Source organism: Caulobacter sp. GW821-FHT09B11 (assembly GCF_059418205.1).
Genome location: NZ_JBWKPK010000005.1, coordinates 91,408 through 117,735, shown reverse-complemented (window position 1 = coordinate 117,735; position 26,328 = coordinate 91,408). Strand labels below are relative to the sequence as shown.

The 26,328-nt window shown below is 69.2% G+C and carries 24 protein-coding genes; 12 read left to right on the top strand and 12 right to left on the bottom strand.

The annotated features are described in order from the left end of the window. The first annotated feature begins 23 nt into the window (after nucleotides 1–23). Nucleotides 24–746 (top strand): DNA polymerase III subunit epsilon, encoded by a 723-nt coding sequence (gene dnaQ, locus AC07N1_RS05145; RefSeq protein ID WP_494670830.1) that lies wholly within the window; start codon nucleotides 24–26, stop codon nucleotides 744–746. A gap of 202 nt (nucleotides 747–948) precedes the next feature. Here dnaQ and xth read toward each other — a convergent pair whose 3' ends face one another. The 6 genes from xth to hslV form a co-directional block, all read right to left on the bottom strand. Continuing rightward, complete coding sequence (gene xth, locus AC07N1_RS05140) at nucleotides 949–1,755, bottom strand: exodeoxyribonuclease III (RefSeq protein WP_494670829.1); 807 nt, start codon at nucleotides 1,753–1,755, stop codon at nucleotides 949–951. Between the two features lie 249 nt (nucleotides 1,756–2,004). After that, nucleotides 2,005–2,655 carry an outer-membrane lipoprotein carrier protein LolA gene (locus AC07N1_RS05135; protein WP_494670828.1) on the bottom strand — a complete coding sequence of 217 codons (651 nt, stop codon included), beginning with the start codon at nucleotides 2,653–2,655 and terminating at the stop codon, nucleotides 2,005–2,007. A 312-nt stretch (nucleotides 2,656–2,967) separates the two neighbouring features. Further along, complete coding sequence (locus AC07N1_RS05130) at nucleotides 2,968–5,475, bottom strand: FtsK/SpoIIIE family DNA translocase (RefSeq protein ID WP_494670827.1); 2,508 nt, start codon at nucleotides 5,473–5,475, stop codon at nucleotides 2,968–2,970. 388 nt (nucleotides 5,476–5,863) lie between these two features. Beyond that, nucleotides 5,864–7,159, bottom strand: coding sequence for an ATP-dependent protease ATPase subunit HslU (gene hslU / locus AC07N1_RS05125; RefSeq protein WP_494670826.1), 1,296 nt, complete (start codon nucleotides 7,157–7,159; stop codon nucleotides 5,864–5,866). Next, complete coding sequence (locus AC07N1_RS05120; RefSeq protein WP_494670825.1) at nucleotides 7,156–7,995, bottom strand: DUF4440 domain-containing protein; 840 nt, start codon at nucleotides 7,993–7,995, stop codon at nucleotides 7,156–7,158. Before AC07N1_RS05120 ends, hslU begins: the two co-directional genes overlap by 4 nt. A 182-nt stretch (nucleotides 7,996–8,177) precedes the next feature. Next, nucleotides 8,178–8,777, bottom strand: a complete 600-nt coding sequence (hslV, locus tag AC07N1_RS05115) for an ATP-dependent protease subunit HslV (RefSeq protein ID WP_161934963.1) — start codon at nucleotides 8,775–8,777, stop codon at nucleotides 8,178–8,180. 5 nt (nucleotides 8,778–8,782) lie between these two features. On the opposite strand from hslV, the gene AC07N1_RS05110 reads away from it, so the two are divergent. Beyond that, the gene (locus AC07N1_RS05110) at nucleotides 8,783–9,520 is read left to right on the top strand and encodes a HesA/MoeB/ThiF family protein (protein ID WP_494670824.1); all 738 of its coding nucleotides are present in this window, start codon (nucleotides 8,783–8,785) and stop codon (nucleotides 9,518–9,520) included. 26 nt (nucleotides 9,521–9,546) lie between these two features. On the opposite strand, the gene AC07N1_RS05105 is transcribed toward AC07N1_RS05110, so the two are convergent. Together AC07N1_RS05105 and AC07N1_RS05100 are read right to left on the bottom strand one after the other, a co-directional pair. Next, entirely contained in the window at nucleotides 9,547–11,508 is a 1,962-nt protein-coding gene (locus tag AC07N1_RS05105; RefSeq protein ID WP_494670823.1) for an alpha/beta hydrolase family protein, read from the bottom strand. A gap of 122 nt (nucleotides 11,509–11,630) precedes the next feature. Beyond that, on the bottom strand, nucleotides 11,631–12,617 hold the full coding sequence (locus AC07N1_RS05100) for a 2-hydroxyacid dehydrogenase (RefSeq protein ID WP_494670822.1): 987 nt from the start codon (nucleotides 12,615–12,617) through the stop codon (nucleotides 11,631–11,633). A 72-nt stretch (nucleotides 12,618–12,689) separates the two neighbouring features. Here AC07N1_RS05100 and AC07N1_RS05095 point away from each other — a divergent pair, with 72 nt between their 5' ends. From AC07N1_RS05095 to AC07N1_RS05055, 9 genes are all read left to right on the top strand, one after another. Further along, on the top strand, nucleotides 12,690–13,235 hold the full coding sequence (locus tag AC07N1_RS05095) for an SH3 domain-containing protein (protein ID WP_494670821.1): 546 nt from the start codon (nucleotides 12,690–12,692) through the stop codon (nucleotides 13,233–13,235). A gap of 107 nt (nucleotides 13,236–13,342) precedes the next feature. Next, a complete protein-coding gene (fabA, locus tag AC07N1_RS05090; RefSeq protein WP_110119995.1) occupies nucleotides 13,343–13,858 on the top strand; it encodes a 3-hydroxyacyl-[acyl-carrier-protein] dehydratase FabA in 516 nt (171 codons plus the stop codon). Between the two features lie 68 nt (nucleotides 13,859–13,926). After that, the gene (gene fabB / locus AC07N1_RS05085) at nucleotides 13,927–15,141 is read left to right on the top strand and encodes a beta-ketoacyl-ACP synthase I (protein ID WP_494670820.1); all 1,215 of its coding nucleotides are present in this window, start codon (nucleotides 13,927–13,929) and stop codon (nucleotides 15,139–15,141) included. Between the two features lie 232 nt (nucleotides 15,142–15,373). Further along, nucleotides 15,374–16,099 carry a hypothetical protein gene (locus tag AC07N1_RS05080; protein WP_494670819.1) on the top strand — a complete coding sequence of 242 codons (726 nt, stop codon included), beginning with the start codon at nucleotides 15,374–15,376 and terminating at the stop codon, nucleotides 16,097–16,099. Between the two features lie 29 nt (nucleotides 16,100–16,128). Continuing rightward, nucleotides 16,129–17,052, top strand: coding sequence for a phytanoyl-CoA dioxygenase family protein (locus AC07N1_RS05075; protein WP_494670818.1), 924 nt, complete (start codon nucleotides 16,129–16,131; stop codon nucleotides 17,050–17,052). 123 nt (nucleotides 17,053–17,175) lie between these two features. Next, entirely contained in the window at nucleotides 17,176–18,078 is a 903-nt protein-coding gene (locus tag AC07N1_RS05070) for a phytanoyl-CoA dioxygenase family protein (protein ID WP_494670817.1), read from the top strand. Nucleotides 18,079–18,155: 77 nt separating this feature from the next. Further along, nucleotides 18,156–18,971: an enoyl-ACP reductase FabI gene (locus AC07N1_RS05065; protein ID WP_494670816.1), complete on the top strand. Its 816-nt coding sequence runs from the start codon at nucleotides 18,156–18,158 to the stop codon at nucleotides 18,969–18,971. A gap of 86 nt (nucleotides 18,972–19,057) precedes the next feature. Then, nucleotides 19,058–19,318, top strand: a complete 261-nt coding sequence (locus tag AC07N1_RS05060; RefSeq protein ID WP_494670815.1) for a ribbon-helix-helix domain-containing protein — start codon at nucleotides 19,058–19,060, stop codon at nucleotides 19,316–19,318. Beyond that, the gene (locus tag AC07N1_RS05055; RefSeq protein ID WP_494670814.1) at nucleotides 19,287–19,604 is read left to right on the top strand and encodes a type II toxin-antitoxin system RelE/ParE family toxin; all 318 of its coding nucleotides are present in this window, start codon (nucleotides 19,287–19,289) and stop codon (nucleotides 19,602–19,604) included. Before AC07N1_RS05060 ends, AC07N1_RS05055 begins: the two co-directional genes overlap by 32 nt. Here the strand turns inward: AC07N1_RS05055 and AC07N1_RS05050 are convergent, their stop codons facing one another. The 4 genes from AC07N1_RS05050 to AC07N1_RS05035 all read right to left on the bottom strand — a co-directional run bounded on the left by AC07N1_RS05050 (nucleotide 19,605) and on the right by AC07N1_RS05035 (nucleotide 25,037). Then, entirely contained in the window at nucleotides 19,605–20,213 is a 609-nt protein-coding gene (locus tag AC07N1_RS05050; RefSeq protein ID WP_494670813.1) for a TetR/AcrR family transcriptional regulator, read from the bottom strand. After that, the gene (locus tag AC07N1_RS05045) at nucleotides 20,213–21,802 is read right to left on the bottom strand and encodes a DHA2 family efflux MFS transporter permease subunit (protein ID WP_494670812.1); all 1,590 of its coding nucleotides are present in this window, start codon (nucleotides 21,800–21,802) and stop codon (nucleotides 20,213–20,215) included. The genes AC07N1_RS05050 and AC07N1_RS05045 overlap by 1 nt, the downstream gene beginning before the upstream one ends. Before the next feature lie 12 nt (nucleotides 21,803–21,814). Then, nucleotides 21,815–22,936 (bottom strand): HlyD family secretion protein, encoded by a 1,122-nt coding sequence (locus AC07N1_RS05040; protein ID WP_494670811.1) that lies wholly within the window; start codon nucleotides 22,934–22,936, stop codon nucleotides 21,815–21,817. Between the two features lie 304 nt (nucleotides 22,937–23,240). Next, entirely contained in the window at nucleotides 23,241–25,037 is a 1,797-nt protein-coding gene (locus AC07N1_RS05035; protein ID WP_494670810.1) for a DUF885 domain-containing protein, read from the bottom strand. Nucleotides 25,038–25,179: 142 nt separating this feature from the next. Between AC07N1_RS05035 and AC07N1_RS05030 the strand changes: the two genes are divergently transcribed. Beyond that, on the top strand, nucleotides 25,180–26,169 hold the full coding sequence (locus AC07N1_RS05030; protein WP_494670809.1) for a TraB/GumN family protein: 990 nt from the start codon (nucleotides 25,180–25,182) through the stop codon (nucleotides 26,167–26,169). The last annotated feature ends 159 nt before the right edge of the window (nucleotides 26,170–26,328 follow it).

The following is a 26,328-nucleotide window of genomic DNA, read 5'->3' as shown; positions in this document are numbered from 1 at the left end:
TCGAACCGGCTCATTGAAAGGCCATGGCCCGGGAAATCATCCTCGATACTGAAACGACCGGCTTCGATCCGAAGACGGGCGACCGCCTGGTCGAAATCGGCTGCATCGAGGTGGTGGACTTCATGCCCACCGGCCGCTCGTTCCACGAATATTGCGACCCGCTGCGCGACATGCCGGCCGAGGCCGAGAAGGTGCACGGCCTGTCGGCCGCCTTCCTGACCGGCAAGCCGAAGTTCCACGAGATCGCCGACAAGTTCCTGGAATTCGTCGGCGACAGCGTCGTGGTCGCCCACAACGCGTCGTTCGACCGCAGCTTCGTCAATTTCGAGCTGGAGAAGTGCGGCCGCGCGCCGCTGCCGGAAGAGCGGTGGATCGACACCCTGGCCATGGCCAAGAAGCGCTTTCCGGGCATGTACAACTCGCTCGACGCGCTGTGCAAACGTTTCAAGATCAGCCTCGACAGCCGCGACAAGCACGGGGCGCTGATCGACTCCCACCTGCTGGCCGAGGTCTATCTCGAACTGCAGGGCGGCAAGGAACGCGCCCTCGAATTGACCCACGCCGTGGCGGTGAACGCCGTCAGCGCCGCCCGCGCCGGCGGCTACGGCGCCCGCCCGCGCCCCCTGCCCTTCCGCTCGACCGACGCCGAGCGCGCCGCGCACGCCGACTGGGTCAAGTCGACCCTGAAGGACAAGGCCGTCTGGCTGAAGTTCGACCTGCCGGAACTGGCGACGCCGGCGGAGTAGCTTAACTCAACCTCTCCCATAGGGAGAGGGAGGGGCCCGCCGCGAAGCGGTGGGAGGGTGAGGGGTTACAACCCTCGCCGATTTATCCAAAGTTCGTGCCGGCACGCCGGCCGACGCCTTAACCCCTCATCCTCCCACGCCTGCGGCGCGGGCCCCTCCTTCTCCCTATGGGAGAAGGTGAAAAGGGACGGCTTCGGTCGGATCAGACCTTCAGATCCGCCGTCACCGGCGCATGGTCGCTCGGACGCTCCCATTCGCGGACGTTGTCGTGCACCCGCGAGGAGACCTTGCCGTCGATGATCGCCGCCTCGCGCAGGCCGGGGCTGGCGAGGATGTGGTCCAGACGCAGGCCGCGGTTGGACTTGCGGAAGTCGGCGGCGCGGTAGCTCCACCAGCTAAACAGCTTTTCCGGCTCGGGCGTGGCCAGGCGCGGCAGGTCCAGCAGGTCCATCGACTTGATGAAGGCGTCGAAGGCCTCGAGCTCGGCCGGGGTGTGGCTGACCACCTTCAGCATCTGGCGATGGCTCCACACGTCGTTCTCGCCAGGAGCGATGTTCAGGTCGCCGGTGACGATCAACGGGGCCTTGGGGTCGCGCTTCTTCAGGGCGGCCGTCAGGGTCTCGTAGAAATCCAGCTTGTGGTCGAACTTCGGGTTGGCGACCCGGTCGGGCAGGTCGCCGCCGGCCGGGATGTAGAAGTTCTGGATCTCGACCCCGGCCACCTTCACCGCCACGCAGCGGGCATGACCCTCGCGGCAGTTCATCAGGGTCGGGGTGTCCTCGATCGGCAGGCGCGAGGCGATGGCCACCCCGTGCCAGCCCTTCTGGCCGGCGATCTTGATGTGCGGCAGGCCCATGGCCTCGAAGGCCTCGCGCGGGAACTCGCCGTCCTGGCACTTGATCTCCTGCATGCACAGGACATCGGGCGCGGCTTCGTCGACGAAGCGGGCGGCCTGTTCGGCGCGCAGGCGGACGGAATTGACGTTCCAGGTGGCGATACGGAGGCGCATGCCGCTCCCCTACCCTCGCCGGGGACGGACCACAAAGAAAAACGCCCGGACGCGAGGGGCGTCCGGGCGAAAGTCAGGTCTCTCATGCCGCCGCCGGGAGGGGATAGATCCGGCACGGTTTGCGAAGAGCGGGTCGGGCGCTCATCGCCATGCGTGGTAAAAGTGCCACGGCGAAATTTTTAGTTCAAGAGAAAAAGCGCTTCAGACTTGCATGTTGTGAGAATGTCACAAAAGGAGCCGGTCCGGCGGTCATCCGGTCGGGGTTTTACCAACCCTGCGGCGAGGGTCCTGCAGAACGAACAACTTCGGATCGATCGCGCCGATCTTCTCCAGGCCCGACAGCCGCACGCGGGTCTGGCCGCCCTTCACGTCGCTGATGGTCCAGCCGATCAGTTCGGGCTCGTTGCTGAAATTCATCTCCAGCCGGCCCAGGGTCTGGCGGCGGGCGTCCTGGGCGACGATCGTGAAGCCGTCGGCCAGCTTGCGCACGCCGGTGATCTTCACGCCGCGATCCAGGCGCACCTCGCGCGCCAGCAGCAGGGCCAGCGGCGTGCGGCTGAGGGGATAGCTCTCGAAGGTCTTCAGCCGGCTGTCGAAAATGTTGACGGCGCTGCCGTTGCTGACGACCAGCAGGCCGTTGGGGCCGTCATACTCGAACCGCGCCTTGCCCGGGCGTTGCAGCCACAGCGTGCCCTGCGTGGTGACGCCGCGCGGATCGGTCTGCACGAAGCGGCCCTTGGCGTTGGACAGGCCCTGGATATAGGCGGTGGCCTTGGCGATCAGCGCTTTGTCCTCGTCGCTGAGGTCCTGGGCGAAGGCCGGGGCGCCGAAAGCGGCGGCCGCCAGGCCCGCGCCGCCGGCGGCGAGCAGGAAACGACGGTTCGGATCGGTCTTGGTCATGCGAACTCCTTCAACTCCACCTTTGCCCTGCCCGCGCGTCGCGGGAAAGGCCATGGCGGGGCCGTTTTCCGGCGCTGCGATGAAGGGCCGTTCAGGTTGGGGCTGGTGAGAACGCCGGCGGGACGGTGGAGGTTTCGTTCTGATCCTTCTCCCCTTGCGGGAGAAGGTGGCGGCCGAAGGCCGACGGATGAGGGGTCTCTCAAACATGAGACGCATCACCCGGCCTGACCGCTGCACGCGGTGTTGAGTTCTGAGAGACCCCTCACCCGACCTCGCTCCGCGAGGCCACCCTCTCCCGCAAGGGGAGAGGGATCAAAGCGCCGGCGGCGGGGGCGCGAGGATCTCGCGCTTGCCGGCGTGGTTGGCGGCGCCGACGACGCCTTCCTTCTCCATCCGCTCCATCAGCGAGGCTGCGCGATTGTAGCCGATCTGCAGGCGGCGCTGGATGTAGCTGGTCGAGGCCTTGCGGTCGCGGGTGACCACGGCCACGGCGTGGTCGTAGAGGTCGTTGGCCCCGCCCTCGCCGGCGAAGGCGCCTTCGATGGCCTCCTCCTGCTCTTCGTCGCCGCCGGCGGTGACTTCTTCCAGGTATTGCGGGATGCCCTGGTCGCGCAGGAACTTGGCGACCTGCTCGACTTCGCCGTCCGACACGAACGGGCCATGCAGGCGCGTGATGCGGCCGCCGCCGGCCATGTAGAGCATGTCGCCCTGGCCCAGCAGCTGCTCGGCGCCCTGCTCGCCCAGGATGGTGCGGGCGTCGATCTTACTGGTGACCTGGAAGCTGATCCGGGTCGGGAAGTTGGCCTTGATGGTGCCGGTGATGACGTCGACCGACGGGCGTTGCGTCGCCATGATCAGGTGGATGCCGGCGGCGCGGGCCATCTGGGCCAGGCGCTGGACGGCGCCTTCGATGTCCTTGCCGGCCACCATCATCAGGTCGGCGACCTCGTCGATGACCACGACCAGATAGGGCATGGCCTCGGGACGGATCTGTTCGGTCTCGTAGATCGGGCGGCCGGCGTCGTCGAAGCCGGTCTGGACGGTCCGCTCGAAGTGCTCGCCCTTTTCGAGGGCCTCGTTGGCCTTCTCGTTGTAGCCGCCGATGTTGCGCACGCCGATCTTGGACATCCGGCGATAGCGGTCCTCCATCTCGCGGACGGTCCACTTCAGCGCCACGACGGCCTTCTTTGGGTCGGTAACGACCGGGGCCAGCAGGTGCGGGATGCCGTCATAGACCGACAGTTCCAGCATCTTCGGGTCGATCATGATGAAGCGGCACTTCTCGGGCGGCAGCTTGTAGAGGATCGACAGGATCATGGCGTTGACGCCGACCGACTTGCCCGACCCGGTGGTGCCGGCGATCAGCAGGTGGGGCATCTTGGCCAGGTCGGCGATATAGGGCTCGCCGCCGATGGTTTCGCCCAGCGCCATGGGCAGGATCGAGCTGGCCTTGTCGTAGTCGGCGCTCGACAGCAGGTCGCGCAGATAGACGGTCTCGCGACGCGAATTGGGCATTTCGATGCCGATGGCGTTGCGGCCCTGGGCCACGGCCACGCGGCACGAGATCACGCTCATCGAGCGGGCGATGTCGTCCGCGAGAGCGACGACGCGGGCGGTCTTGACGCCCGGGGCCGGCACCAGCTCGTACATGGTCACGACGGGGCCGGGGCGGATCTGGTCGATCTGGCCCTTCACGCCGAACTCGGCCAGCACGCTTTCCAGCAGGCGGGCGTTCTGGCGCAGGGCGCCTTCGTCGAACTCCGACGAGCGCGGCTTGGACTTGGCCAGCATGGCCAGTTCCGGCAGCTGGAAGCCGTCTTCGTCCTCTTCGAAGTCGAAGGTCTTCTGCTGTTCGCGCAGCTCGCGCCCGCTGGTGGCGGCCGGGGCCTTGGGCTGGCGGATGGCCAGCGGGCGGGCGTCGAAGCTGGGCGCGAAGTCGTCCTCGTCGTCCACCGGCGGCGGGGCCGGACGTGCGGCCTTGGCGCGGGGCGCGGGCTGGGGCGCGACGGGGATCTCGTCGTCACCGTCCTCGACCGGGGCGGGCGCGCGGGCGCCGCGACGCTGGGTCGGTGCGGGCTGGTCGTCGATCGCCTCGATGGCCTCGCGGACGGCGCGGCGCGGCGCGGCGGCGGTCTTGGCGCGGGGCGCGCGGACGGGTTCGGGCTCGGGCTGGCGCGGGGCGCGTTCGCGGGGCGCGGTCAGGCGGGCGATCAGGGCCATGACGCTTTCGGGATCGACCCGGCGAACGCCCAGGGCGTAGCCGACGCCGATCACGGCTCCGACCAGCAGCAGCAGGGCGGCGATGATCCGCGCGCCGGGAATGTGGGCGAAGCCGAAGATCCCGCCGATCAGGTTCAACAGGCCGTCGCCCCAGAAGCCGCCCAGGCCCTTGGCCAGCGGCCACACGGCGGGCGGCGCCAGGATGGTCAGGAAGCCGGCCAGGGCCAGCAGGCCGGCCACGCCGACGCCGGCGCGCATGCGCAGTTCCTTGCGGTGGGCGTCGGGATCGGGCTGGGCGGTGCGCGCCAGGCCGAAGACCAGCATCATGATCGCGGCGATCCAGCCGGCCAGGCCCAGCGACTGCACGACGACGTCGGCCACCATGGCGCCCGCGCCGCCCAGGGCGTTGGTCGCCGGCGCGCTGCTGACGGCGTTGAAGCTGGGATCGGCCGCGTCATAGGTGGCCAGCGACAGCAACAGGCCAGCGCCCAGCACGGCCAGCACGCCGCCCCGGAACCGGGCCGTCCAAGGTTGCGCCCAGCCGTAGCGGACCGCTTCCCAGACCAGCTCCACATTCGATCGCCGCGCAACTCGCGCCATGAACCACTCCAGAGTCGTACGGAGCGATCTTGTGGGCCGGTTTGGTTAAGGGGCGTTTACCGAGCCGGGCCGTCGGCGCGGTTTACGAACGAAGACTTAATGTCGCAGGGGTTGTGGAACGAAAGCGCGGCCATGCGCATTTCACCCTCGTATCCCCTAGTAAGTCCCCTCTGACTTCAGGCCCGGACGGCGACGCCCGGGCTTTTCTTTGTGCAGTGTATCCTTCTCCCCTTGCGGGAGAAGGTGTCGACGAAGTCGACGGATGAGGGGTCGATAACCCTGTCGGTTCGGCGCCATGCATCCACCGCTGTCGCAGCGGTTTCGCTCTTCGACCCCTCACCCGACCTCCCTTCCGGGAGGCCACCCTCTCCCGCAAGGGGAGAGGGATCTAGAGAATATACCGGCTGAGATCCGCGTTCGCCGCTAGGGCGCCGACGCGTTCCTTCACATAGGCCGCGTCGATGGTCACGGTCTCGCCGCCGCGATCCGCCGCCGAGAAGCTGATCTCCTCGACCACCTTTTCCAGGATCGTCTGCAAACGCCTGGCGCCGATGTTCTCGACCGAGCCGTTGACGGCCACGGCCGCGTCGGCCAGGGCGTCGATGGCCTCGTCGGTGAAGACCAGCGTCAGGCCTTCGGTGGCCATCAGCGCCTGGTGCTGGCGCAGCAGGTTGGCTTCCGGTTCGGTGAGGATGCGGCGCAGGTCGTCGCGGGTCAGGCCCTTCAGCTCCACGCGGATCGGCAGGCGGCCCTGAAGCTCGGGCAGCAGGTCGCTGGGCTTGGCCACGTGGAATGCGCCCGAGGCGATGAACAGGATGTGGTCGGTCTTCACCGGCCCGTACTTGGTCGACACCGTCGTGCCCTCGATCAGCGGCAGCAGGTCGCGCTGCACGCCTTCGCGGCTGACGTCGGCGCCCGAGCGCTGCGAGCTGCTGGCCACCTTGTCGATCTCGTCGAGGAAGACGATGCCGTGGTTCTCGGCCAGGGCCAGGGCTTCCTGGGTGAGGGCTTCCTGGTCGAGCAGCTTGTCGCTCTCCTCGGCGATCAGCGGGGCCCAGGCGCCCGAGACCGTGGTCTTGTGGGTCTTGGTGCGACCGCCGCCGAACGACTTCATCATCTCAGACAGGTTCAGCACCGAGGCGCCCGGCTGGCCGGGGATCTCGAACATGCCGCCGCCGCCGCTGTCGGGCAGCTGCAGCTCGATCTCCTTGTCGTCCAGCTCGCCGGCCCGCAGCTTCTTGCGGAAGCTGTCGCGGGCGGCGCCGGCGCCGGGACCTGTGAGAGAGTCGAGGATGCGATCCTCGGCGGCCGCTTCGGCCTTGGCCTTCACGCCGGCTCGCCGCTTGTCGCGGACCATGCCCAGGGCGCTTTCCACCAGGTCACGGACAATCTGGTCGACGTCGCGGCCGACATAGCCGACCTCGGTGAACTTGGTGGCCTCGACCTTCAGGAACGGCGCCTGGGCCAGGCGGGCGAGGCGCCGGGCGATCTCGGTCTTACCGACGCCCGTGGGGCCGATAAGCAGGATGTTCTTGGGGGTGATCTCGTCCTGCAGGTCGGCCGGCGTGCGGCGGCGGCGCCAGCGGTTGCGCAGGGCCACGGCGACGGCGCGCTTGGCCTCGGCGTGGCCGACGATGAAGCGATCCAGTTCGGAGACGATTTCGCGGGGGGAGAACTCGGTCATGTGTCGTTGATCAGGGTCTCGAAGATCAGGCGCCAACCTTCGGCGCGCCTTTGCCAGACGTGCATATAGTGCGCCGCCACGGGTTTGTTATCCGGTCCGCTCCAACTGGCTTCGCCGTGGGTCCAGACGAAGTCGCCGGCGGCGGACGCGCCACCGCCTTGCGGGCGCAGCGCGATGGCGGCCGGACGCAGGGCCAGGCGGGCTGAAAGATCGTTTCCGGCCAAGGCCTTGGTCTCTTTCGGGCCGAGCAGCCAGGCGTCGTCCGTCAGAGCGGCCTTGTAGGCGGCCGGAGCGTTGGTCGCGGCGGCGGCGGCCAGGGCGGCTTCGGCGGCGCGGGCCTCTTCGAAGCCCTTGGCCTGGGATTGCGCACCGGCGGGCGCCAGCGGGCCGACCTGGGCGGCGGCGTCCGGACCGGGGGCCTTGCCGGGATCGGCCTGCGCCCCGCCGTCATAGACCCACTTCCACAACCCGTCCGCGCCCTTGCGCCAGATCGTGGCGTAGTAGCCGCCGCGCTTGTCGTCGATGCTCCAGGGACCCAGCGACAGGCCAAGGTCGCCGGAGCGGGCGATGACCACCTTCTGCGGCCACCAGAAGAGCTTGGGCTCGTTTGTCCCCGGACGTTTCTCGTAGAACTCGCGGGCGTTCACCGGGCCGGGGGCGAAGACGATGGCGTCGTCGGCCATGTGTTTCAGGAACGAGCCCCCGATCCCCAGCGCCAGGCCGTCGGCGGCGAAGGCGCGCTCGGCGGCCTCGACCGGGGCGGCGGAGATCTCCTGGGCGAACGCGGGGGTGGCCAAGGTGATGGCGATCAGGGCGGGCGGCAACAGCTTGAGCATGGTCAGGGCCTCCTGCGCACCTTAATCCGTCATCCCGGCCGTAGCGAAGCGAAGAGCCGGGACCCAGGGGCGGCTCGCATTGCGCCGGCAGCCCACAGAGGCGGTCAACCCTGTCGTCGAACCCGGTCCCCTGGGTCCCGGATAAGCGCTGCGCGCTTTCCGGGATGACGGAGGTGAGGAAGCTACAGCCCTTCCACCGTCAGGTTGCCGTTGGTGTAGACGCAGATCTCGGCGGCGATGGCCATTGCGCGCCGGGCGATCTCTTCCGCCGTCAGGTCCTGGTCGATCAGCGCCTTTGCCGCCGCGAGCGCGTAGTTGCCGCCCGAGCCGATGGCCGCCACCGCGCCGCCGCCGGGGCTTTCGCCGGGCTCCAGCACGTCGCCGACGCCCGTGACGGTGTAGATGGCGTCCTTGTCGGCCACCAGCAGCATGGCTTCCAGACGGCGCAGGTAGCGGTCGGTGCGCCAGTCCTTGGCCAGGTCTACGCAGGCCCGGGCCAGCTGGTTGGGATATTGCTCGAGCTTGGCTTCCAGCCGCTCGATCAGGGTGAAGGCGTCGGCCGTGGCCCCGGCGAAGCCGGCGACGACCGCGCCTCCGGCCAGGCGGCGCACCTTGCGGGCGTTGCCCTTGACGACGGTTGGCCCCATGGAGACCTGTCCGTCGCCGGCGATCACGGTCTGGCCGTTCTTGCGCACCGCGAGAATGGTGGTGCCGTGCCAGTCGGGGAACGAGTTCGAGCTTTGCATGGCTTCGCATGTGGCGAGGCCGGCCTGGAGGGTCAAGCGCCATGAGCTTTTCGGAACGCGAAGTCGAGCGCTACGCCCGCCACCTGGTGCTGCGCGAGATCGGCGGGCCGGGGCAACAAAGGTTGAAGGCGGCCAGGGTGCTGCTGGTCGGCGCCGGGGGCCTGGGCGCGCCCGCGGCCCTCTACCTGGCCGCCGCCGGCGTTGGCACGATCGGTTTGATCGATGCCGACACGGTGTCGCTGTCGAATCTGCAGCGGCAGGTGCTCTACGCCGAGACTGACCTCGGCAAGCTGAAGGTCCAAGCCGCCGCCCAGCATCTGGCTGCGCTCAATCCGAACGTCACGGTTGTCCCCCACCCCGTCTGGCTGGACGCGGCCAACGCCCGCGAGATCGTCCGCGGCTACGACATCGTGCTGGACGGCGCCGACGATTTTTCCACCCGCTTCGCCGTCAGCGACGCCTGCCTGGCCGAGGGCAAGACCCTGGTCAGCGGGGCCCTGGGCCGCTGGACCGGCCAGGTCGGGGTGTTCCACGGCCGGCCCTGCTATCGCTGCCTGGTGCCCGAGGTTCCGCCCGACGCCGAGACCTGCGCCCTGGTCGGCGTGGTCGGGGCGCTGGCGGGGGTGATCGGCTCGATGATGGCGCTGGAGGCGGTGAAGATCATCGCCGGGGCGGGCCAGCCGCTGTCAGGACGCCTCTTGATCTACGACGCCCTGGCGGCCGAGACCCGCACGGTGCGGATCGGCGCGGACCCGGCCTGCCCCAGCTGCGGCGCATAGGGCGGCAAGATCTCGGCCATCGTCCCTCAGGCGAAGGCCGTCTTCAGGTGGGCGATGGCGGGGTTCAGCACCGCCTTGAAGGCGGCTTCGTCCCAGTTGCGGTGGCCGATGTCGCGCAGTTCGACGTGCTGCACGGTCTTGCCGGCGTCGCGCAGCGCCTTGGCCATGATCCGCGACTGCCGGGCCGGCACGATGCCGTCGTCGGCGCCGTGGATCAGCAGCACCGGGACGGCCACCTTGGCGGCGTTGCGGGCCGGCGAGGCGGCTTCCAGCATGGCCTTGTCCTTGGCCGGGTCGCCGATCGTCTCGACCCAGTACTTGTAGGACGGGGAGTCGTCGCCGTCCTCGCGCTCATAGGCCAGCATGTCGAGCAGGTCCGACACGCCCGCGATCGACACGGCGGCCTTGTAGAGCTCGGGCTTGCGCACCGCGCCCATCAGGGCCGCATAGCCGCCGTAGCTGGCGCCGCAGATGGCGATCTTGCCGGGGGCGACGCCGCCGGCCTTGACCACCTGCTCGACGGCGTCCTCGATGTCCTCCTGCATGCGGTCGCCCCAGCGTCGCCGGCCGGCCTCGACGAAGGCGCGGCCATAGCCGGACGAGCCGCGGAAATTGACCTGCAGCACCATCCAGCCCTGGGCCGCGAAGCTCTGGACGAAGAGGTCGAACTCCACGCTGTCGCGGATCTCGGGCCCGCCGTGCGGCAGCACCACCAGCGGATGCGGGCCGGGCTTCAGCGGCCGGGTCAGGTAGCCGCGCAGCTTGACGCCGTCGCGGGTGGCGACGTCCAGCGTCTCCATCGGCGCCAGGCGCGCCTCGGTCAGCCACGGCTGGCGCTCGCCCAGGGCCTCGAAGCGCTTGGCCTGCTTGTCGTAGAAGAAGAACGAGCCGGGCAGGCGCGGCCCATAGACATAGGCCAGCAGGCGCTGGCCGTCCGCGCTGGCCCCGGTCAGATAGACGTTGGCCTCGTTGCCGAAGAAGGCGTTCATCGCCTTGTAGTGGGCGTTCATCTTCGGGTCGGCGAACTGATAGACGACGCGGTCGTCGGTATAGCGGGCGCCGACGAAGCGGCCCTTCTCGTCGACCAGCACGTCTTCCAGGTCGCGGCCGAGGCGCTCGGAGACGGTCTCGCCGAAGCTCAAGGTGCGCAGGTCGAACTTGCGCAGGATCCGGGCCTCGCCGTCTTCCAGGCGGTTGGCGACCAGCAGGACGCCCGGCTCTGGCGAGGCGCCCAGCACCTCGAAGTCCATCTTCTCCCACTCGCTGCGACGGATCTTGCGGATGAAGGTCCACTTGTCGTCGCCGGGCGGGCGGCCGAACAGCGACAGCACCGAGCCGCGGCTGTTGAAGTCGTAGCGCAGCACCGGCCGGCCGTCCTGCACGTCCCAGCCGCGGGTGGAGCTGCCGCCGTACTCCACCAGCTCGGCCTCGCCGGTGTAGACATCGACCTTGTAGACGCCCAGGGCGTCGCGGGTCAGTTCCCACACCGCCATCAGCACGTGGCGCGGGTCGTCGCGCAGCATGTCGACGACATAGCCGAGGTCGAAGTTCTCGCGCAGCTTGATGCGCTTGTTGCCGAACAGCACGACCTCGTCGCCGCCGCCGACATTGATCGCCAGGATCCGACGCACCGAAAGGCCGCCGTACGAGCCGCCGATCCGCGAGCCGGTCGAGGTGAACGAGGCGGCGTTGCTGTTGTTGATCCAGATCAGCAGCCGCTCGTCGTTGGCCCAGGCGATCCGCTCGACATTGATCGAGCCGATGCGGATGGTCTTGGGCCCGTCGGCGGGATCGGCCGCCTTCAGGAAGGTGACGGTGGCGATCTTCTTGCCGTCGATGTCCTGCAACGCCAGCAGGGCGATCTTCTCGCCGTTGGGCGACAGGGCGGCGCTGCGCACCCGCGAGGGCTTGAGCAGCTCGTCCAGGCTGGGCGGTCCCTGCGGGGACTCCGCCGCCATCGAACCCCAGGCCGACAGGATAGCCGGCACGCCAAAAGCGCCCCCCACGACGCCGCGACGCGAAATCATCGAACTCTGAACCCCCGATACAGGGGTCTAGCTAAAGCTTGGCCTTGGACAAGGTCAAGTTGTCCGCCGCCGAAGGCTCTCGCCTACAGCATGGCCGGGATCACGCGGTCCGGCGGGCGATGGCCGTCCATGAAGGTCTTCACGTTGACGATGACCTTCTCGCCCATGTCGATGCGGCCCTCGACCGTCGCCGAGCCCATGTGCGGCAGCAGCACGACGTTGGGCAGCTTCAGCAGCTTGGGATTGATGGCCGGCTCGTGCTCGTAGACGTCCAGGCCCGCGCCGGCGATCTCGCCGCGCGCCAGCATGTTGGCCAGGGCCCCTTCGTCGATCACCTCGCCGCGGGCGGTGTTGACGACGATGGCGTGCGGCCGCAGCAGCTTCAGGCGACGGGCCGACAGCAGGTGGTAGGTGGCCGGGGTGTGCGGGCAGTTGATCGAGATGATGTCCATCCGGGCCAGCATCTGGTCGAGGCTTTCCCAGTAGGTGCAGCCCAGCTCCTCGGCGATGCGCGGGCTGACGGGCTTGCGGTTGTGATAGTGCACCTGCATGCCGAAGGCCTTGGCGCGGCGGGCCACGGCCTGGCCGATGCGACCCATGCCGACGATGCCCAGGCGCTTGCCCCACAGGCGGCGGCCCAGCATCCAGGTCGGCGACCAGCCGTGGAAGTCGCCGGCCTTGACCACCTCGGCCCCCTCGACCACGCGGCGCGCTGCGGCCATGATCAGGGTCATGGTCAGGTCGGCGGTGTCTTCGGTCAGGACGCCGGGGGTGTTGGTGACGATGATGCCGCGGGCGTTGGCCGTGGCGACGTCGATATTGTCGACCCCGGCCCCGAAATTGGCGATCAGCTTGAGCCGTTCGCCGGATCGCGACAGAAGGCGCGAGTCGATCCGATCGGTGATGGTGGGCACCAGCACGTCGGCTCGTCCCATGGCGTCGACGAGCTCGTCGGGCGTCAGGGGCTTGTCGGCCAGGTTCAGTTCTGTGTCGAACAGCTCGCACATCCGCGTCTCGACGGGATCGGGCAGCTTGCGCGTGACGACGACTTTGAGCTTGCGAACGGGCATGGGCGGTCTGAAAAGCCTTCCCTGACGGGCGTTCCAAATCTGTAGCAAAGGGGCCGGAAGCGGCCAAGCAACATGCCGGTGAAAAGCAAACATCGTTCGCTTGGTGGTTTTCGCGGCTTGGGCGGTCTGATCCCGGTCGCCGCCCTGCTGGCGGCGGGCGCCGCGCTCGCCCAGCCGCCGACCACCACCCCGTCGGGCCTGCCGGTGCCGCGCTACGTCGTGCTGAAATACGGCGAGGTCAATGCGCGCCAGGGTCCGGACGAGCAGCACCGCCTGCTGTGGATCTACAAGGCCAAGGGCCTGCCGGTGCAGGTGGTGGCCGAAACCCGCGAGTGGCGCAGGATCTGCGATCCCGAGGGCGGCTTGGCCTGGGTGCACAAGCGCACCACCGACGGCCGCCGCACCGCCATTCGCGTGCAGGACAGTCCCCTACCCCTGCGCGCCTCGCCCAAGGCCGAGTCGCGTATCAGCGCCTATCTGCGCGGCCGCTCGATCGCCACGCTCGACAAGTGCGAGAAGGGCTGGTGCAAGCTGAAGGCCGACGGGGCCTCGGGCTGGGCGCCAGAGGGCGAGTTCTGGGGCGCCAAGGAGGCGCTGCAGTGTTCCGAAGGGCGCTGACCCGGACGATCTTCGCCCCAAAAGAGCCGCTTGAATGGGCGGTCTTCACCAATTGTCGCCGAATGTAACATTGAGGCCCGCCCCGGCGCCGTGCTAGGGGCGTTCGCATGCAAAAGAGCGCCTACACCTTCGAAGAGCTCCTGGCCTGCGGCCGGGGCGAATTGTTCGGACCCGGCAACGCCCAGCTGCCCGTGCCGCCGATGCTGATGTTCGATCGCATTGTCCGCATCGAGGCCGACGGCGGCGCGCACGGCAAGGGCTATATCGAGGCCGAGTTCGACATCAATCCGGACCTCTGGTTCTTCGGCTGCCACTTCATCGGCGACCCCGTCATGCCTGGCTGCCTGGGCCTGGACGCCCTGTGGCAGCTGGTCGGCTTCTTCCTGGGCTGGTCCGGGGCCCCCGGCCGCGGCCGCGCCCTTGGCGTCGGCGAAGTGAAGTTCACCGGCCAGGTGACGCCGGACATCAAGAAGGTGGTCTACAAGATCGACCTGAAGCGTGTGATCATGCGTAAGTTGGTCATGGGCATCGCCGACGGCGTGCTGGAAGCCGACGGCAAGGTCATCTACGAAACCAAGGACCTCAAGGTCGGCCTGTTCACGGCCGAACAGATGGCGGGTTGATCCAACCGGCTAGCCGGCCGTTCTGCAAGGAGCCGGCTCCGGCGGATCGGGGAGAAAGAGGTACTGATATGCGTCGCGTCGTCGTCACGGGACTGGGCGTCGTCTCGTCCATCGGCAACAACGCCAACGAGGTGCTGGCTTCGCTGCGCGAAGCCAAGTCTGGCGTCATCGCCGCGCCGGAATACGCCGAGCTGGGCTTCCGCTGCCAGGTGCACGCCGCGCCCCAGATCGAGTGGGAAGGCCTGGTCGATCGCCGGGCGGCGCGTTTCCTCGCGCCCGGCACGGCCTACGCCCACATCGCCATGGAGCAGGCGATCGCCGACGCCGGCCTCGAGGAGGCCGACGTCTCCAACGAGCGCACCGGCCTGATCGTCGGTTCGGGCGGTCCGTCCACCCGCGTCATCGTCGAGGCCGCGGCCACGACCAAGGAGCGCGGTCCCAAGCGGATCGGTCCGTTCGCGGTGCCCAAGGCCATGAGCTCGGGTCCGTCGGCGGTGCTGTCGACCTGGTTCAAGATCCGCGGGATCAACTATTCGATCAGCTCGGCCTGCGCGACCAGCGCCCACTGCATCGGCGCGGGCGCCGAGCAGATCCAGCTGGGCAAGCAGGACGTCGTCTTCGCCGGCGGCTGCGAGGAGCTGGACTGGACCCTGTCGAACCTGTTCGACGCCATGGGCGCCATGAGCAGCAACTTCAACGACCGCCCCGCCGTGGCCAGCCGCGCCTACGACAAGGACCGCGACGGCTTCGTGATCGCCGGCGGCGCCGGCATCGTGGTGCTCGAGGAGTACGAGCACGCCAAGGCGCGCGGGGCCAAGATCTACGGCGAACTGATCGGCTACGCCGCCAATTCCGACGGCTACGACATGGTCGCCCCGTCGGGCGAGGGCGCGGCCCGCTGCATGAAGCTGGCCATGGCCCAGACCGGCGGCCGCACCATCGACTACCTGAACCCGCACGGCACTTCGACGCCGGTCGGCGACAGCAAGGAGATGGGCGCGGTGCGCGAGGTGTTTGGCGACAAGGCCCCGCTGATCTCGTCGACCAAGTCGCTGACCGGCCACAGCCTCGGCGCGGCCGGCGCCCAGGAAGCGATCTACTCGATCCTGATGCTCAAGAACGGCTTCGCCGCCGAGAGCGCCCACATCGAGAACCTCGACCCCGAGTTCGCCGACCTGCCGATCCTGCGCGAGCGGTCGGACAAGCCGCTCGACGCGGTGATGTCCAACAGCTTCGGCTTCGGCGGCACCAACGGCACGCTGATCTTCGGCCAGGTCGACTGACCTGGCCCGCGCCGCGTTTCTGGACACGATCCGGCGCGGCGCGGATCTGCTGTGGTCGCCGTCGGTTCCGGCCGGCCCGGCGGCCGCGGCCCTGGCCCTGCTGGGCCGCGCGCCGCCCAATCGCAAGCTGGACGGCGTCTGGACGCTGACCGGCCTGGCCGCCGGCGGACCCGGCGCGGCCTTCGAAACCCGCCTGCCCGCGCTGCGCGCCCTGGGCGCCCGCCCCTACGCCGTGCTGGGCGACAGCCATTCGCGCATGCTGGTGCGCCGCGGATCGCGCGGCGGCCGCTGGCTGGCCCCCCTGGCGACCCTGGAGACCGGGGCCTCGGCGCGCGGCCTGGCCGGTGACGGCGGCCGCTCCGGGGCCGGTCCGCGCGTGCGCGCCGCCCTCGCCCGGCTGCTGGCCGTCGAGGACCTGCCGATCCTGCTGAAGTTCGGCCAGGTCGACGTCGAGTTCGTCCACACCTTCAAGCGCCTGGCCGCCGGCGAGCGGGCCTTCGACGAGGCCGGCTTCGACGCCTTCGTCGACGAGACGGTCGCCCGCTATGTCGGCTTCCTGGCCGAGGCGACGCCGGCCGCCGACCGCGCCCGCGTGCGGGTGATGTCGCTGTTTCCCCCTACCCTGTCGGACGCCGCCTGGCGGACCGGCTATCTCAACGCCCACATCGTCGACCTGCACGGGCCTGCCGGCGGGGCCGGCCTGGCCGAGGCCCTGGCGGGGCTGGAAATCCCCGACCTCGCGCGGCGCACGGCCCTGCACGTCCGCGCCGGCGAGCGCCTGCGCCAGGCCGCTCAGGCCGAGGGCTTCGCCTTCGAGGACGACCTTTCCCCCCTGCTCGGACCGGCCGGCGTGGTCGATCCGGCGCTGCTGGGCGCGGCCGGCGGCCAGGACCACCATCTCGACTTCCACGCTTCGCGCGCCGCGATGCTTGACCGGATCTGGTCGATCGTCGATTGAGTGTCCTGAGGTTTCAGGGCGTGCTTCACATGACATCTCGCGTAGCGGGCGCGGCGGCGCCGAAGGCTTCCACGCCTTGGATCGAGTCCGAGGGCCTGGAGGATCGCCTGGCCCAGGCCGACGCGCCCGAGGCGCACAAGGCCTTCGCCCGCGACCTGGCCCGCGACGGCCTGGCGATCATCGACCTAGGCGATGAGCTGCTGGATCTCTGCGATCGCATCGACGCCGAGACCGCCCACCATTTCGAGGCCGGCGCGGCGCGGGTGCATGACGCCTGGCGACGGTCCGAGGCCATCCGCCGGGTCGCGACCCATCCAGAGATCCTCGCCCGCCTGGCCCTGGCCTACGGCCGCAGGCCCTTTCCGTTCCAGAGCCTGAACTTCCACCGCGGCAGCCAGCAGGACGTCCACGCCGACACCCTGCATTTCCACGCCGAGCCGGGCGGCTTCATGTGCGGCGTCTGGCTGGCGTTGGAGGACGTGCGGCCCGAGGCCGGACCGCTGGTCTACTATCCGGGCAGCCATCGCCTGCCGGTGCTGACCATGGCGCAGGCGGGCGCGGCCGACGGCCAGACGACCTCGGCCAACTACAACGACCTCTATGGCCCGGCGATCCTGCGCCAGCTCGACGAGGCCGGCTTCCAGCCCAGCCTGGCCATGCTGAAGAAGGGCCAGATCGCGGTGTGGGCGGCCAATCTGGCCCATGGCGGCTCGAAGATGCTCGACCCGGACTCCACGCGGCGCTCGCTGGTGCTGCACTACTATTTCGACGACTGCGTCTACTACACGCCGATGCTGTCGACGGCCGACCGCCAGGCCCGCCGCCTGCCGGCCGACATCGCCACAGGCGGCTGGCGCTGGCCGCGCCGCGCGGGCCGTCGCGTGGCCATCCCCGCCAAGCAGCTGGCCGCGGCGATCGTCCACCGCCTGACCCGGCGCACGCCGCGCTTCTGAGGGCGTGGTACGGCCACGCGAACACGTTTCGTGGGTGGAAACGGCGTCTTCGTTTCGCCGACCGGTTGATCCCCAGGCCGCCGCCAAGCTATGACCGACTTGGTTGTGGGGCGGCGAGTTATCATGCGTAACGCGAAACAGGCGCCGACGCCTTGGGTCGAGACCGAGGACGTCGAAACCTATCTGGCGCAGGTGGGCGCCGACGAGGCCGGACGCCGGTTCGTCACCGACCTGCATCGCGACGGGGTCGCGGTGCTGGATCTCGGCCCCGAGAGCCTGGCCCTGTGCGACCGGGCCGTGGCCGAGACCGAGAAGTATTTCGCCGGCGGCGCGCGCCGGGCCCAGGACGCTTGGCGCCGATCGGCGGCGGTGCGGGACCTCTCGAACCTGCCGATCGTCGAGAAGATGCTGGCCCTGGCCTATGGCCGCCGCCCCTTCCCGTTCCAGACCCTGAACTTCATCGTCGGCAGCGAGCAGCACGCCCACGCCGACGCGGTGCACTTCCACAGCGAGCCGCAGCGGTTCATGTGCGGCGTCTGGTTCGCGCTCGAGGACGTGGCCGTCGATGCGGGTCCGCTGTTCTATCACCCGGGCAGCCACAAGCGGCCGGTGTTCGGCATGCGCGAGGCCGGGGTGGTCGACCGCGATCCGGCGCCGGGCGACTACGAGACGCACTATGTGCCCGCCTTCGGCCGCCAGTTCGAGACGCCGCCGCGCCTGGCCCTGCTGAAGAAAGGCCAGGCCCTGGTGTGGACCGCCAACGTCGCTCACGGCGGCACGGCGATCAGCCGCGCGGGCGCCACGCGCCGGTCGCTGGTGACGCACTATTATTTCGAGAACTGCCTCTACTACACGCCGATGTACTCGCGTCCCGAGGAGGGCCGTTTCCACGTGCGCCTGCCTCCGAACCTGAAAACCGGCGGCTGGGTCTGGCCGCGGCGGGACGGAAAGCGGGTCGGGCTCGGCCCCAAGACGATCGCCATCGCGCTCGCCGAAGCGCTGCGGCGGTCGGTCTATACCGCCTGACCTCACGTTTCCCCGGGGTTCCGCCGCGCGGCCTGTCCTGCTAGCTAGCGGGTCAAGGATACCAGGAGAGCCGAGCTATGGCCGACGACTACGCATTCCCCAAGGGCGAGCTGATGGCGGGCAAGAAGGGCCTCGTCATGGGCGTGGCCAACCACAACTCGATCGCCTGGGGCATCGCCAGCCAGCTGGCCGCCCAGGGCGCCGAGATGGCCTTCACCTATCAGGGCGAAGCGCTGGAGCGCCGCGTGCGCCCGCTGGCCGAGAGCATCGGCGTCAACACCCTGATCCCGGCCGACGTCACCGACGACGCCTCGATGGACGCGGCCTTCGCCGCCATCGAAGAGAAGTTCGGCACGATCGACTTCGTCGTGCACTCGGTGGCCTTCGCCAACAAGGACGAGCTGAAGGGCTCGTTCGTCGACAACACCACCCGCGAGGGCTTCCTCACGGCGATGAACATCTCGGCCTTCAGCTTCGTCGACGTGGCCAAGCGCGCCGCCAGGATCATGCCGAACGGCGGCTCGCTGATCACCATGACCTACCTCGGGTCGGAGCGGACCATCCCGAACTACAACACCATGGGCGTGGCCAAGGCCGCCCTGGAAGCGGCGACCCGCTACATCGCCCGCGACCTGGGTCCCAAGGGCATCCGCTGCAACGCCATCTCGGCCGGCGCCATGCGCACGCTCGCGCTGGCCGGCATCGCCGGCGGCCGCGGCATGATCGCCCAGGGCCGGGCCTTCAGCGCCATGAAGGAAGACACCTCGATGGAAGGCGTCGCCGGCGCCGCCCTGTGGCTGGTCTCGGACCTGGGCCGCTCGACCACGGGCGAAGTCGTCCACGTCGACGCCGGCTTCCACATGATGGGCATGCCCGACGAAGCCGAGGGCTGATCCCCTTCGGTTCTCGCTGACGAAGGAGCCCGGCGGAGCGATCCGCCGGGCTTTTTCATGGGCGTCGACAGTGTTAGCGTGCATGCATGAGCACGCTGAACATCGCTCTACCCGAAATGCTCCAGGCCTTTGTCGAGGAGCAGACCGCCGCTCAAGGCTATGACGGCGAGGCGGACTATGTGCGCGAACTGATCCGTCGCGAGCAGGATCGCGAGACCCTCAGAGCAAAGGTGCTTGAAGGCGCTCAATCGCCTCTCGGACCACCCGCCGATGATGCCTATTTCGATGAACTGCGCGCCAGGGCCATAAAGGCCAGTGACCGCCAAACCGGTCGTCCCCACCGTTAAGGCCAGAGCCGATATCAACGCGGCGTTCGAATGGTATTTGCGGGAAGCGGGATCGTCCGTCGCCGTCGGTTTCGTTGATGCCCTGCAGAACGCCTACCGAACCATTGCCGCTCGTCCGGCGGCTGGATCGCCACGCTACGCCCACGAACTGAAGTGGCCCGGTCTTCGGACGTGGCCGCTCAGGCGCTATCCGTACCTGGTGCTCTACGTCGAGCAGTCCGATCAAATCGAGGTCTGGCGCGTGTTTCACACCAGGCAGGACATACCCGCTTGGATGCGGCGATAGCTAAGGCGCGTAGGCCCGCATGAACCGCGCCGCGGCGGCGGCGGCCTGGGCGTCGAACTGGGCGGGGGTGCGGTCCGACGGCAGGCGGAGCAGGGCGCGCAGCTGGCTGTGACCCAGCACCATGCCGGCGAAGAACTCGGCGGCCTGTTCGGGATCATCGACGGCCAGGCGGCCGAGCTTCGTCTCGGTCTCGAGGAACACGGCCAGCTGGCGGCGGGCCTGGCGGGGGCCGGCCTCGAACACCTCGTTGGCGACGTCGGGCATCTCGCCCGCGCCCTGGATGATCACCCGCAGCACCGAATAGCCGTTGGTGGTGATCACCGTCTCCAGCATCGAGCGGGCGAAGGCCTCCAGGGCCTCCTGCGGATTGTCCACGGCGCCCGGCTCGTGCAGCGGCGCCGTTATGCGCGCGACGCGGCGGGCCATCAGCGCCTTCACCAGCTCGGCCTTGGAGCCGTAGTGGTTGTAGACCGTCTGCTTGGAGACCCCCGCGCGGCGGGCGATCTCCTCCATGGGGGCGGAAAGGCCGCGCTGGCCGATCACCTCGACGGCGGCGTCGAGGATGGCTTCGGTCTTGGCGACGTCGATCTGTCCGGCGATCCTGGGCATCAGTGGGCGTCCGAAGGCGGCGGCGGCAGCACCTTGGGCGGGGCCGCCAGCAGGCTGACCACGGCGGCGACGAAGCAGCCGTAGGCCAGCAGGGTGAAGCTGTCGCCGAAGGCCAGCACGGTGGCCTGCTGGTTCAGCATCTGGCCGATCGCCTTGCGCGCCGCGCCATCGGGATCGGTGACGCCCAGCTGCTGCATGCGCGCGGCCAGGCCGGCCATCATGGTCGAGGTCTCGCCGCCGGCCATCACCTTCGACGACATGTCGTTGAAGTAGAGGGCGGTCTGTTGGGTGATGCTGGTGGCCAGCAGGGCCAGACCGATGGCGCCGCCGGTGTTGCGCGCCAGGTTCACGAGGCCGGAGGCGTTCTTGACCATGTGCTGGGGCAGGGTGCTCATCGTGATCTGCTGGGTGGCGATCATCGCGATCATGACCCCGACGCCGCGACAAGCCTGGACCCCGGCGAATTCCCAGAAACCCCAGTTTTTGGTCACGCCGTGGGCCATGTACATGCCCCAGCCCGCCAGCAGGAAGCCGATGCACATGGGGATGCGGGGATCGACCTTGCGCACGATGCGGCCGGCGATCGGGCCGGTGGCGAACATCGACAGGCCCGAGACGACCATGGTCGTGCCCACTTCCGAGGCCGAATAGCCCCGCACGCGGCTGAGGAACTGCGGCAGCAGGAAGGTGCCGCCGAACAGGCTGGCGCCCGAGATCGCGGTCATCAGCACGCCGATGCTGAAGTTGCGGTTGGCGAAGGCCCGAAGCTCGACGATCGGGTTCTTGTAGGACAGCTGCCGCCAGATGAAGACCACGCCGGTGGTCACGGCCACGACGGTCAGGCCCAGGATCAGGTCGTCGTCGAACCAGTTCTCCTTGGCGCCTTCCTCCAGCACGTACTGCATGCTCATCAGGAAGGCGGCCATGACGGCCAGGCCCGTCCAGTCGAAGCCCTTGGCGAGGCTGGGGTCGCCCTTGTCGAAGTCGCCCCAGCGGGCCACGGCGAACAGCACCAGGATCCCGGGCGGGACGTTGATGAAGAACAGCCAGCGCCAGGAAAGCCACTCGGTCAGGTGGCCGCCCAGGGTGGGGCCGACGGTCGGGGCCAGGGTGACGATCAGGCCCATGATGACGCTGGCGGTGATCCGGCGTTCGGGCGGGAAGGCGGTGAAGGCCACGGCGAACACCGTCGGGATCATCGCCCCGCCGATGAAGCCCTGCAGGGCCCGCGTCAGGATCATCATGTCGATCGACGACGACAGGCCCGTCGCCACGCTCATGACGATGAAGCCCAGGCACGAGGCCATGTAGAGGCGCTGGGTTCCCCACAGCCGCGACAGATATCCCGACAGCGGGATCATCACGACCTCGGGGATCAGGTAGGCGGTCTGGATCCAGCTGACCTGGTCGGCGCTGGCCCCGACGCCGGCCTGGATCTGCGGCAGCGAGGCGGCCACGATCTGGATGTCGAGGATGGCCATGAACTGGCCGATGACCATGGCCCCGAAGCCGAGGAACAGCTTGGTCCAGTCGACTTCCGGCTTGGCCGGTGCGGGCCTGGCGGAGGCGGGGAGGGCGGCGTCGGTCACGACGGCGCGGCCTTAGCGGTTCTGGGCCGAAGCGGGGGCCGGGGCGTCCTGGCGGGCGACCTGCGGGCCCTGGGCCGCGTCGGCGAACGAGGCGCCGGAGCTGTCGCGGACGTCGACCTTGACCTCGACCGACAGGCCCGGACGCAGGGCCGCGCCCAGCTGGCTGCGGTCGACGACGATCTTCACCGGCAGGCGCTGGGTGATCTTGGTGAAGTTGCCGACGGCGTTCTCGACCGGGATCAGAGCGAACTCCTGGCCGGTGGCCGGGGCGAAGCTGTCGACCTTGCCGACGATCTTCTGCTTGCCGAAGGCGTCGGCCTTGATCTCGACCGGCTGGCCGATGCGCAGGCGCGAGACCTGGGTTTCCTTGAAGTTGGCGACCACGAAGCTCTGGCCCAGCGGCACCACCGACATCAGCGACGTGCCCGGCTGCACCAGCTGGCCCGGGCGCACGCTGCGGGCGCCGACCACGCCGGCGGCGGGGGCGCGGATCACGGTGCGCTCCAGGTCGATGCGGGCCTGGTCGACGGCGGCGTGGGCGGCGGCGGCCTGGGCGATGGTCTGGGCGCGGGCCGAGCCCAGCGCGCCGGCGGTGCGGCGCTCGGCCTCGAGGGCGGCCTGGGCGCTGGCGACGGCGGCGTCCGACTGCTTGGCGCCGGCGCGTTCGGTCTGCACCTTCTGCTGCGACACCCAGCCCTGCCTGGCCAGGGCGTCGTAGCGCTCGACGTCGGCGCGGGCCCGGCCGGCGTCGGCCTGGGCGCTGCTCACGCCGGCCTGGCGCTGCTGGATCAGGGCCTGCTCGAGAATGGCCTTGTCGTCGACGCCCTTGATGGCGGCGTCGAGCGCGGCGGCGTTGGCGATCGCCTGGTCCAGCTTGGCCTGGAAGGTCGAGGGATCGATCTTGGCCAGCACCTGGCCGGCCTCGACCCGTTGGTTGTCGGCGACCAGGACCTGGACGATGTAGCCGGTGACTTGAGGACTGACCGAGACGGTGTCGGCCTGGACGAAGGCGTTGTCGGTGCTCTCGAAGCGCTGCTTGTCGATGTACCAGAACACGCCGCCGACCAGGATGGCCGCGCCGGCGACGCCGGCGATCAGCATCGGAACCAGCTTCTTCTTCTTCGCCTCGGCCATGGCCTGATCCTGCAAGAGAGGAGGGCGTCCGGACGGGGCGAATGTTCGCCTGGCGGACGCGTCGCGGGATAAATGGACGACTTCGTCCAAAAATCAAGCCGCTTCCGCCGCGTCATTGTGCGGCGCCGCATATGTTTCTTTCTCCCCTTGCGGGAGAAGGTGGCGGCGAAGCCGTCGGATGAGGGGTTTCTCAGATCTGCGACGCCTTACCCGGCCTGACCGCTGCACGCAGTGTTGATTTCTGAGAGACCCCTCACCCGACCTCGCTCCGCGAGGCCACCCTCTCCCACAAGGGGAGAGGGGGTCAGGCCGCCTTCTTCTCCGCGATCCAGGCGTCCACCTGCGTCTCCAGCACGTCCAGCGGCACGGCGCCGTTCTTGAGCACCGCGTCGTGGAAGCCGCGGATGTCGAACTTCGGGCCCAGGACCGTCTCGGCCCGCGCCCGCAGCTCGCGGATCTTCAGCTCGCCCAGCTTGTAGGCCAGGGCCTGGCCGGGCCAGGTGATGTAGCGGTCGACCTCGGCCTCGATGTTGGTGCGCGTCAGGGCCGTGTTGTCGAGCATGAAGGCGATGGCCTGGTCGCGGGTCCAGCCCTTGGAATGGATGCCGGTGTCGACCACCAGCCGGCAGGCGCGCCACATCTCGTAGGACAGGCGGCCCATGTCCTTCTCGGGGGTGTCGTAGAGGCCCATCTCGATGCCCAGGCGCTCGGAATAAAGGCCCCAGCCCTCTACGAAGCCGGTGAAGAAGGCCGCGTTCTTGCGGAACTCCGGCAGGTCCAGCTCCTGCTGCAGCGAGATCTGGTGGTGATGGCCGGGCACGGCCTCGTGCACCGTCAGGGCCGGCATCTCGTAGAGCGGCCGCTGGTCCAGGTGCGTGGTGTTGACGAAATAGACCCCCGGCGCGCCGGTGCTGGCGAAGCCGGCGTTGTAATAGGCGGTGGTGTTGCCCTCGGCGATCTCGGCCGGGATCTCGCGCACGGTGTAGGGCAGGCGGGGCAGGGTTCCGAACAGCTTGGGCATCCAGCCGTCGATGGTCTTGGCCAGGAACGTCGCCTCGCGCATCAGCTCGCCCGGCGTCTTGGCGTAGTACTTGGGGTCGGTGCGCAGCTTCTCGATGAAGGCCTTGCGGTCTGGCGCGATGCCGCTCTTGCGGGCCACCTCGTCCATCTCGGCGCGGATGCGGGCCACTTCCGACAGGCCCAGCTGGTGGATCTCGTCGGGCGTCCGGGTCGTCGTGGTCATCACCCGCACCTGGTAGGCGTACCAGGCCGCGCCTTGCGGCAGGGCCGAGGCGCCGATGCTGGTCCGGCACCTGGGCGCGTAGTCCTTCTCGTAGAAGTCCGACAGCGCCTGGTAGGCGGGATTGATCTTGGCCGTGATCGCGGCCTTGGCCCGGGCCTGCATGGCCGCCCAGTCGGCGTCGCTGATGGTCGAGGGCTTCTTGGCCTTGAACGGCTTGTAGAAGGCCGAAGCCTCCGGATCCTTGGCGATCGAGGCGGTGATCGTCGCCCCGAAGGCCTTCATCGGCTCGCACGGCTGGACATAGCCCTTGTTCAGCCCGTCGCGGACCGTCTCGATCGAGGCCTTGTTGTAGGCCGGATAGCGGTCGAGCCGGGTCAGGTAGCTGTCGTAGTCGGCCCTGGTGAAGAACGGCAGCATGTCGGGCAGGGCGGCGAAATACTGGTGCCAGCTGCCGATGCTGGAGAACAGCATGGTGCGCTGGCCGAAGGCGTTGCCCTCGACCTGTTCGCTCAGCATGCGGTGCAGGATCGCCTTGTTGACGCGGTCGGGCCGGGAAAGACCGGCGTCGGGAATGGCGTCGAGACGCTTGAGGAAGGCGGCGGCCTCGGCGGCGCGGCGGTCGGCGAAGGCCAGGGACGGATCGTCCAGCTGGTCGTCATAGGTCCGCACGCCCAGCAGGGTGGCTTGCAGCGGCGAGCCCTTCAGCCACCAGGCCCAGTGCTCGTCGATCAGGGTCTTCAGCGCCGTCGTGGCGGGGGAGGGCGCGGCGGCCGGAGCCGTCGTCTGGGCCAGGGCCGGCGACATGATCGCCCCGGCCAGCACCGCGGCCATGCAGGCCGCGCTCATCAATCCGCGCATGTTTCCCCCTCCAGGATCGCCGAACAGCGCAGGCAGACAGCCATGCGTCGGCCGCTTCGCGCAAGACGGGCCCCCTTCAGGCCCCCGTTTCGCCATCCGCCGACGTGCATTATGTCTGCGAGCCTACGCAGGAGAACGACGCATGGCCTCGAAGACCGCCCGCATCGCCGCCGTCGCCGCGCTCGCCTTCGCCGTTTCGGTTCCGGCCCTGGCCCAGACGCCGCCCCCTTCGCCCACCGTCGAGCTGCAGCCGACCGATCCCGGCAGCGCGGTGGTCGAGGAACTGCTGGTCGTGGCCCGGCCGCCGGGCCCGGCCCTGTGGCTGGTCGAGAAGAACGGGGCCAAGCTCTATGTGCTCGGCTCGGCCGCGCCGCTGCCGCACCAGCTGAAGTGGGACAGCCCGCGCCTCAACCGCGCCCTAGACCAGGCCAGCCTGGTGCTGGTGCCGCCCGAGGCCTCGGTGGGGCCGATGCAGATCACCAAGTTCGTGCTGACCGGCGGGGGCGGGGTGCGCCAGGGCTTCGGCAAGAAGCTGGAGGACCGCCTGCCGCCCGACGTGAAGGCCCGGTTCATCAACGCCCGCACCCAGGCCCGCCGCACCGCCGTGCCCTACAAGGACTGGAAGCCGGCCGTGGCGGGCTTCCTGGTGCTGTCGGACTTCCGCCAGGCCGCGGGCCTGTCGGAGGCCAAGCCGGTCAGCACCATCGAGCGCATGGCCAAGGCCAAGGGCGTCAAGATCAAGGCGATGAGCCAGTATCGCCTGGGCCCGGTGCTCTCCAGCGCCGGCAAGCTGTCGGACGAGGCCAACCTGGCCTGCCTGAAGGACGCGCTGAACGAGATCGACTACGAGGCCCCCCGCTCGCAGACCCTGGGCCGCGACTGGGCCGACGGCGACATCGCGGCCGTCCGCGCCCGCTACTCGTCCAGCGCCGCCCAGCGCTGCCTGCTGCGCGCGCCGGGCGGGGCGGGCCTGCTCGACGACCAGATCGGCCAGTCGGCCAAGGCGCTGTCGGAGGCCCTGGAGCGGCCGGGGGTGACGGTGGCGGTGGTGGACCTGGCGTTCCTGCTGCCCAGCAACGGCGTGCTCGACCGGCTGAAGGCCCAGGGCGCGACGGTGACGTCGCCGAACTAGCCTCTCCATCCTCCCGTCATTCCCGCCCTTGTGGCGGGAAACCCTGGTTCCTTCCGCACGTGAGGCTGAAGCGGCGTGCTCCGCACGCCGCCCCATTCGCCCTTGCGGCTGACAGAGGGGTTCCCGCCACAAGGGCGGGAATGACGGGAGTGAGAGGGG

Bases quoted from the DNA above. Each gene is read 5' to 3' on its own strand.
- dnaQ (WP_494670830.1), top strand. From the start codon at position 24: ATGGCCCGGGAAATCATCCTCGATACTGAAACGACCGGCTTCGATCCG.
- xth (WP_494670829.1), bottom strand. From the start codon at position 1,755: ATGCGCCTCCGTATCGCCACCTGGAACGTCAATTCCGTCCGCCTGCGC.
- AC07N1_RS05135 (WP_494670828.1), bottom strand. From the start codon at position 2,655: ATGACCAAGACCGATCCGAACCGTCGTTTCCTGCTCGCCGCCGGCGGC.
- AC07N1_RS05130 (WP_494670827.1), bottom strand. From the start codon at position 5,475: ATGGCGCGAGTTGCGCGGCGATCGAATGTGGAGCTGGTCTGGGAAGCG.
- hslU (WP_494670826.1), bottom strand. From the start codon at position 7,159: ATGACCGAGTTCTCCCCCCGCGAAATCGTCTCCGAACTGGATCGCTTC.
- AC07N1_RS05120 (WP_494670825.1), bottom strand. From the start codon at position 7,995: ATGCTCAAGCTGTTGCCGCCCGCCCTGATCGCCATCACCTTGGCCACC.
- AC07N1_RS05110 (WP_494670824.1), top strand. From the start codon at position 8,783: ATGAGCTTTTCGGAACGCGAAGTCGAGCGCTACGCCCGCCACCTGGTG.
- AC07N1_RS05100 (WP_494670822.1), bottom strand. From the start codon at position 12,617: ATGCCCGTTCGCAAGCTCAAAGTCGTCGTCACGCGCAAGCTGCCCGAT.
- AC07N1_RS05095 (WP_494670821.1), top strand. From the start codon at position 12,690: ATGCCGGTGAAAAGCAAACATCGTTCGCTTGGTGGTTTTCGCGGCTTG.
- fabA (WP_110119995.1), top strand. From the start codon at position 13,343: ATGCAAAAGAGCGCCTACACCTTCGAAGAGCTCCTGGCCTGCGGCCGG.
- fabB (WP_494670820.1), top strand. From the start codon at position 13,927: ATGCGTCGCGTCGTCGTCACGGGACTGGGCGTCGTCTCGTCCATCGGC.
- AC07N1_RS05075 (WP_494670818.1), top strand. From the start codon at position 16,129: ATGACATCTCGCGTAGCGGGCGCGGCGGCGCCGAAGGCTTCCACGCCT.
- AC07N1_RS05070 (WP_494670817.1), top strand. From the start codon at position 17,176: ATGCGTAACGCGAAACAGGCGCCGACGCCTTGGGTCGAGACCGAGGAC.
- AC07N1_RS05065 (WP_494670816.1), top strand. From the start codon at position 18,156: ATGGCCGACGACTACGCATTCCCCAAGGGCGAGCTGATGGCGGGCAAG.
- AC07N1_RS05060 (WP_494670815.1), top strand. From the start codon at position 19,058: ATGAGCACGCTGAACATCGCTCTACCCGAAATGCTCCAGGCCTTTGTC.
- AC07N1_RS05050 (WP_494670813.1), bottom strand. From the start codon at position 20,213: ATGCCCAGGATCGCCGGACAGATCGACGTCGCCAAGACCGAAGCCATC.
- AC07N1_RS05040 (WP_494670811.1), bottom strand. From the start codon at position 22,936: ATGGCCGAGGCGAAGAAGAAGAAGCTGGTTCCGATGCTGATCGCCGGC.
- AC07N1_RS05035 (WP_494670810.1), bottom strand. From the start codon at position 25,037: ATGCGCGGATTGATGAGCGCGGCCTGCATGGCCGCGGTGCTGGCCGGG.
- AC07N1_RS05030 (WP_494670809.1), top strand. From the start codon at position 25,180: ATGGCCTCGAAGACCGCCCGCATCGCCGCCGTCGCCGCGCTCGCCTTC.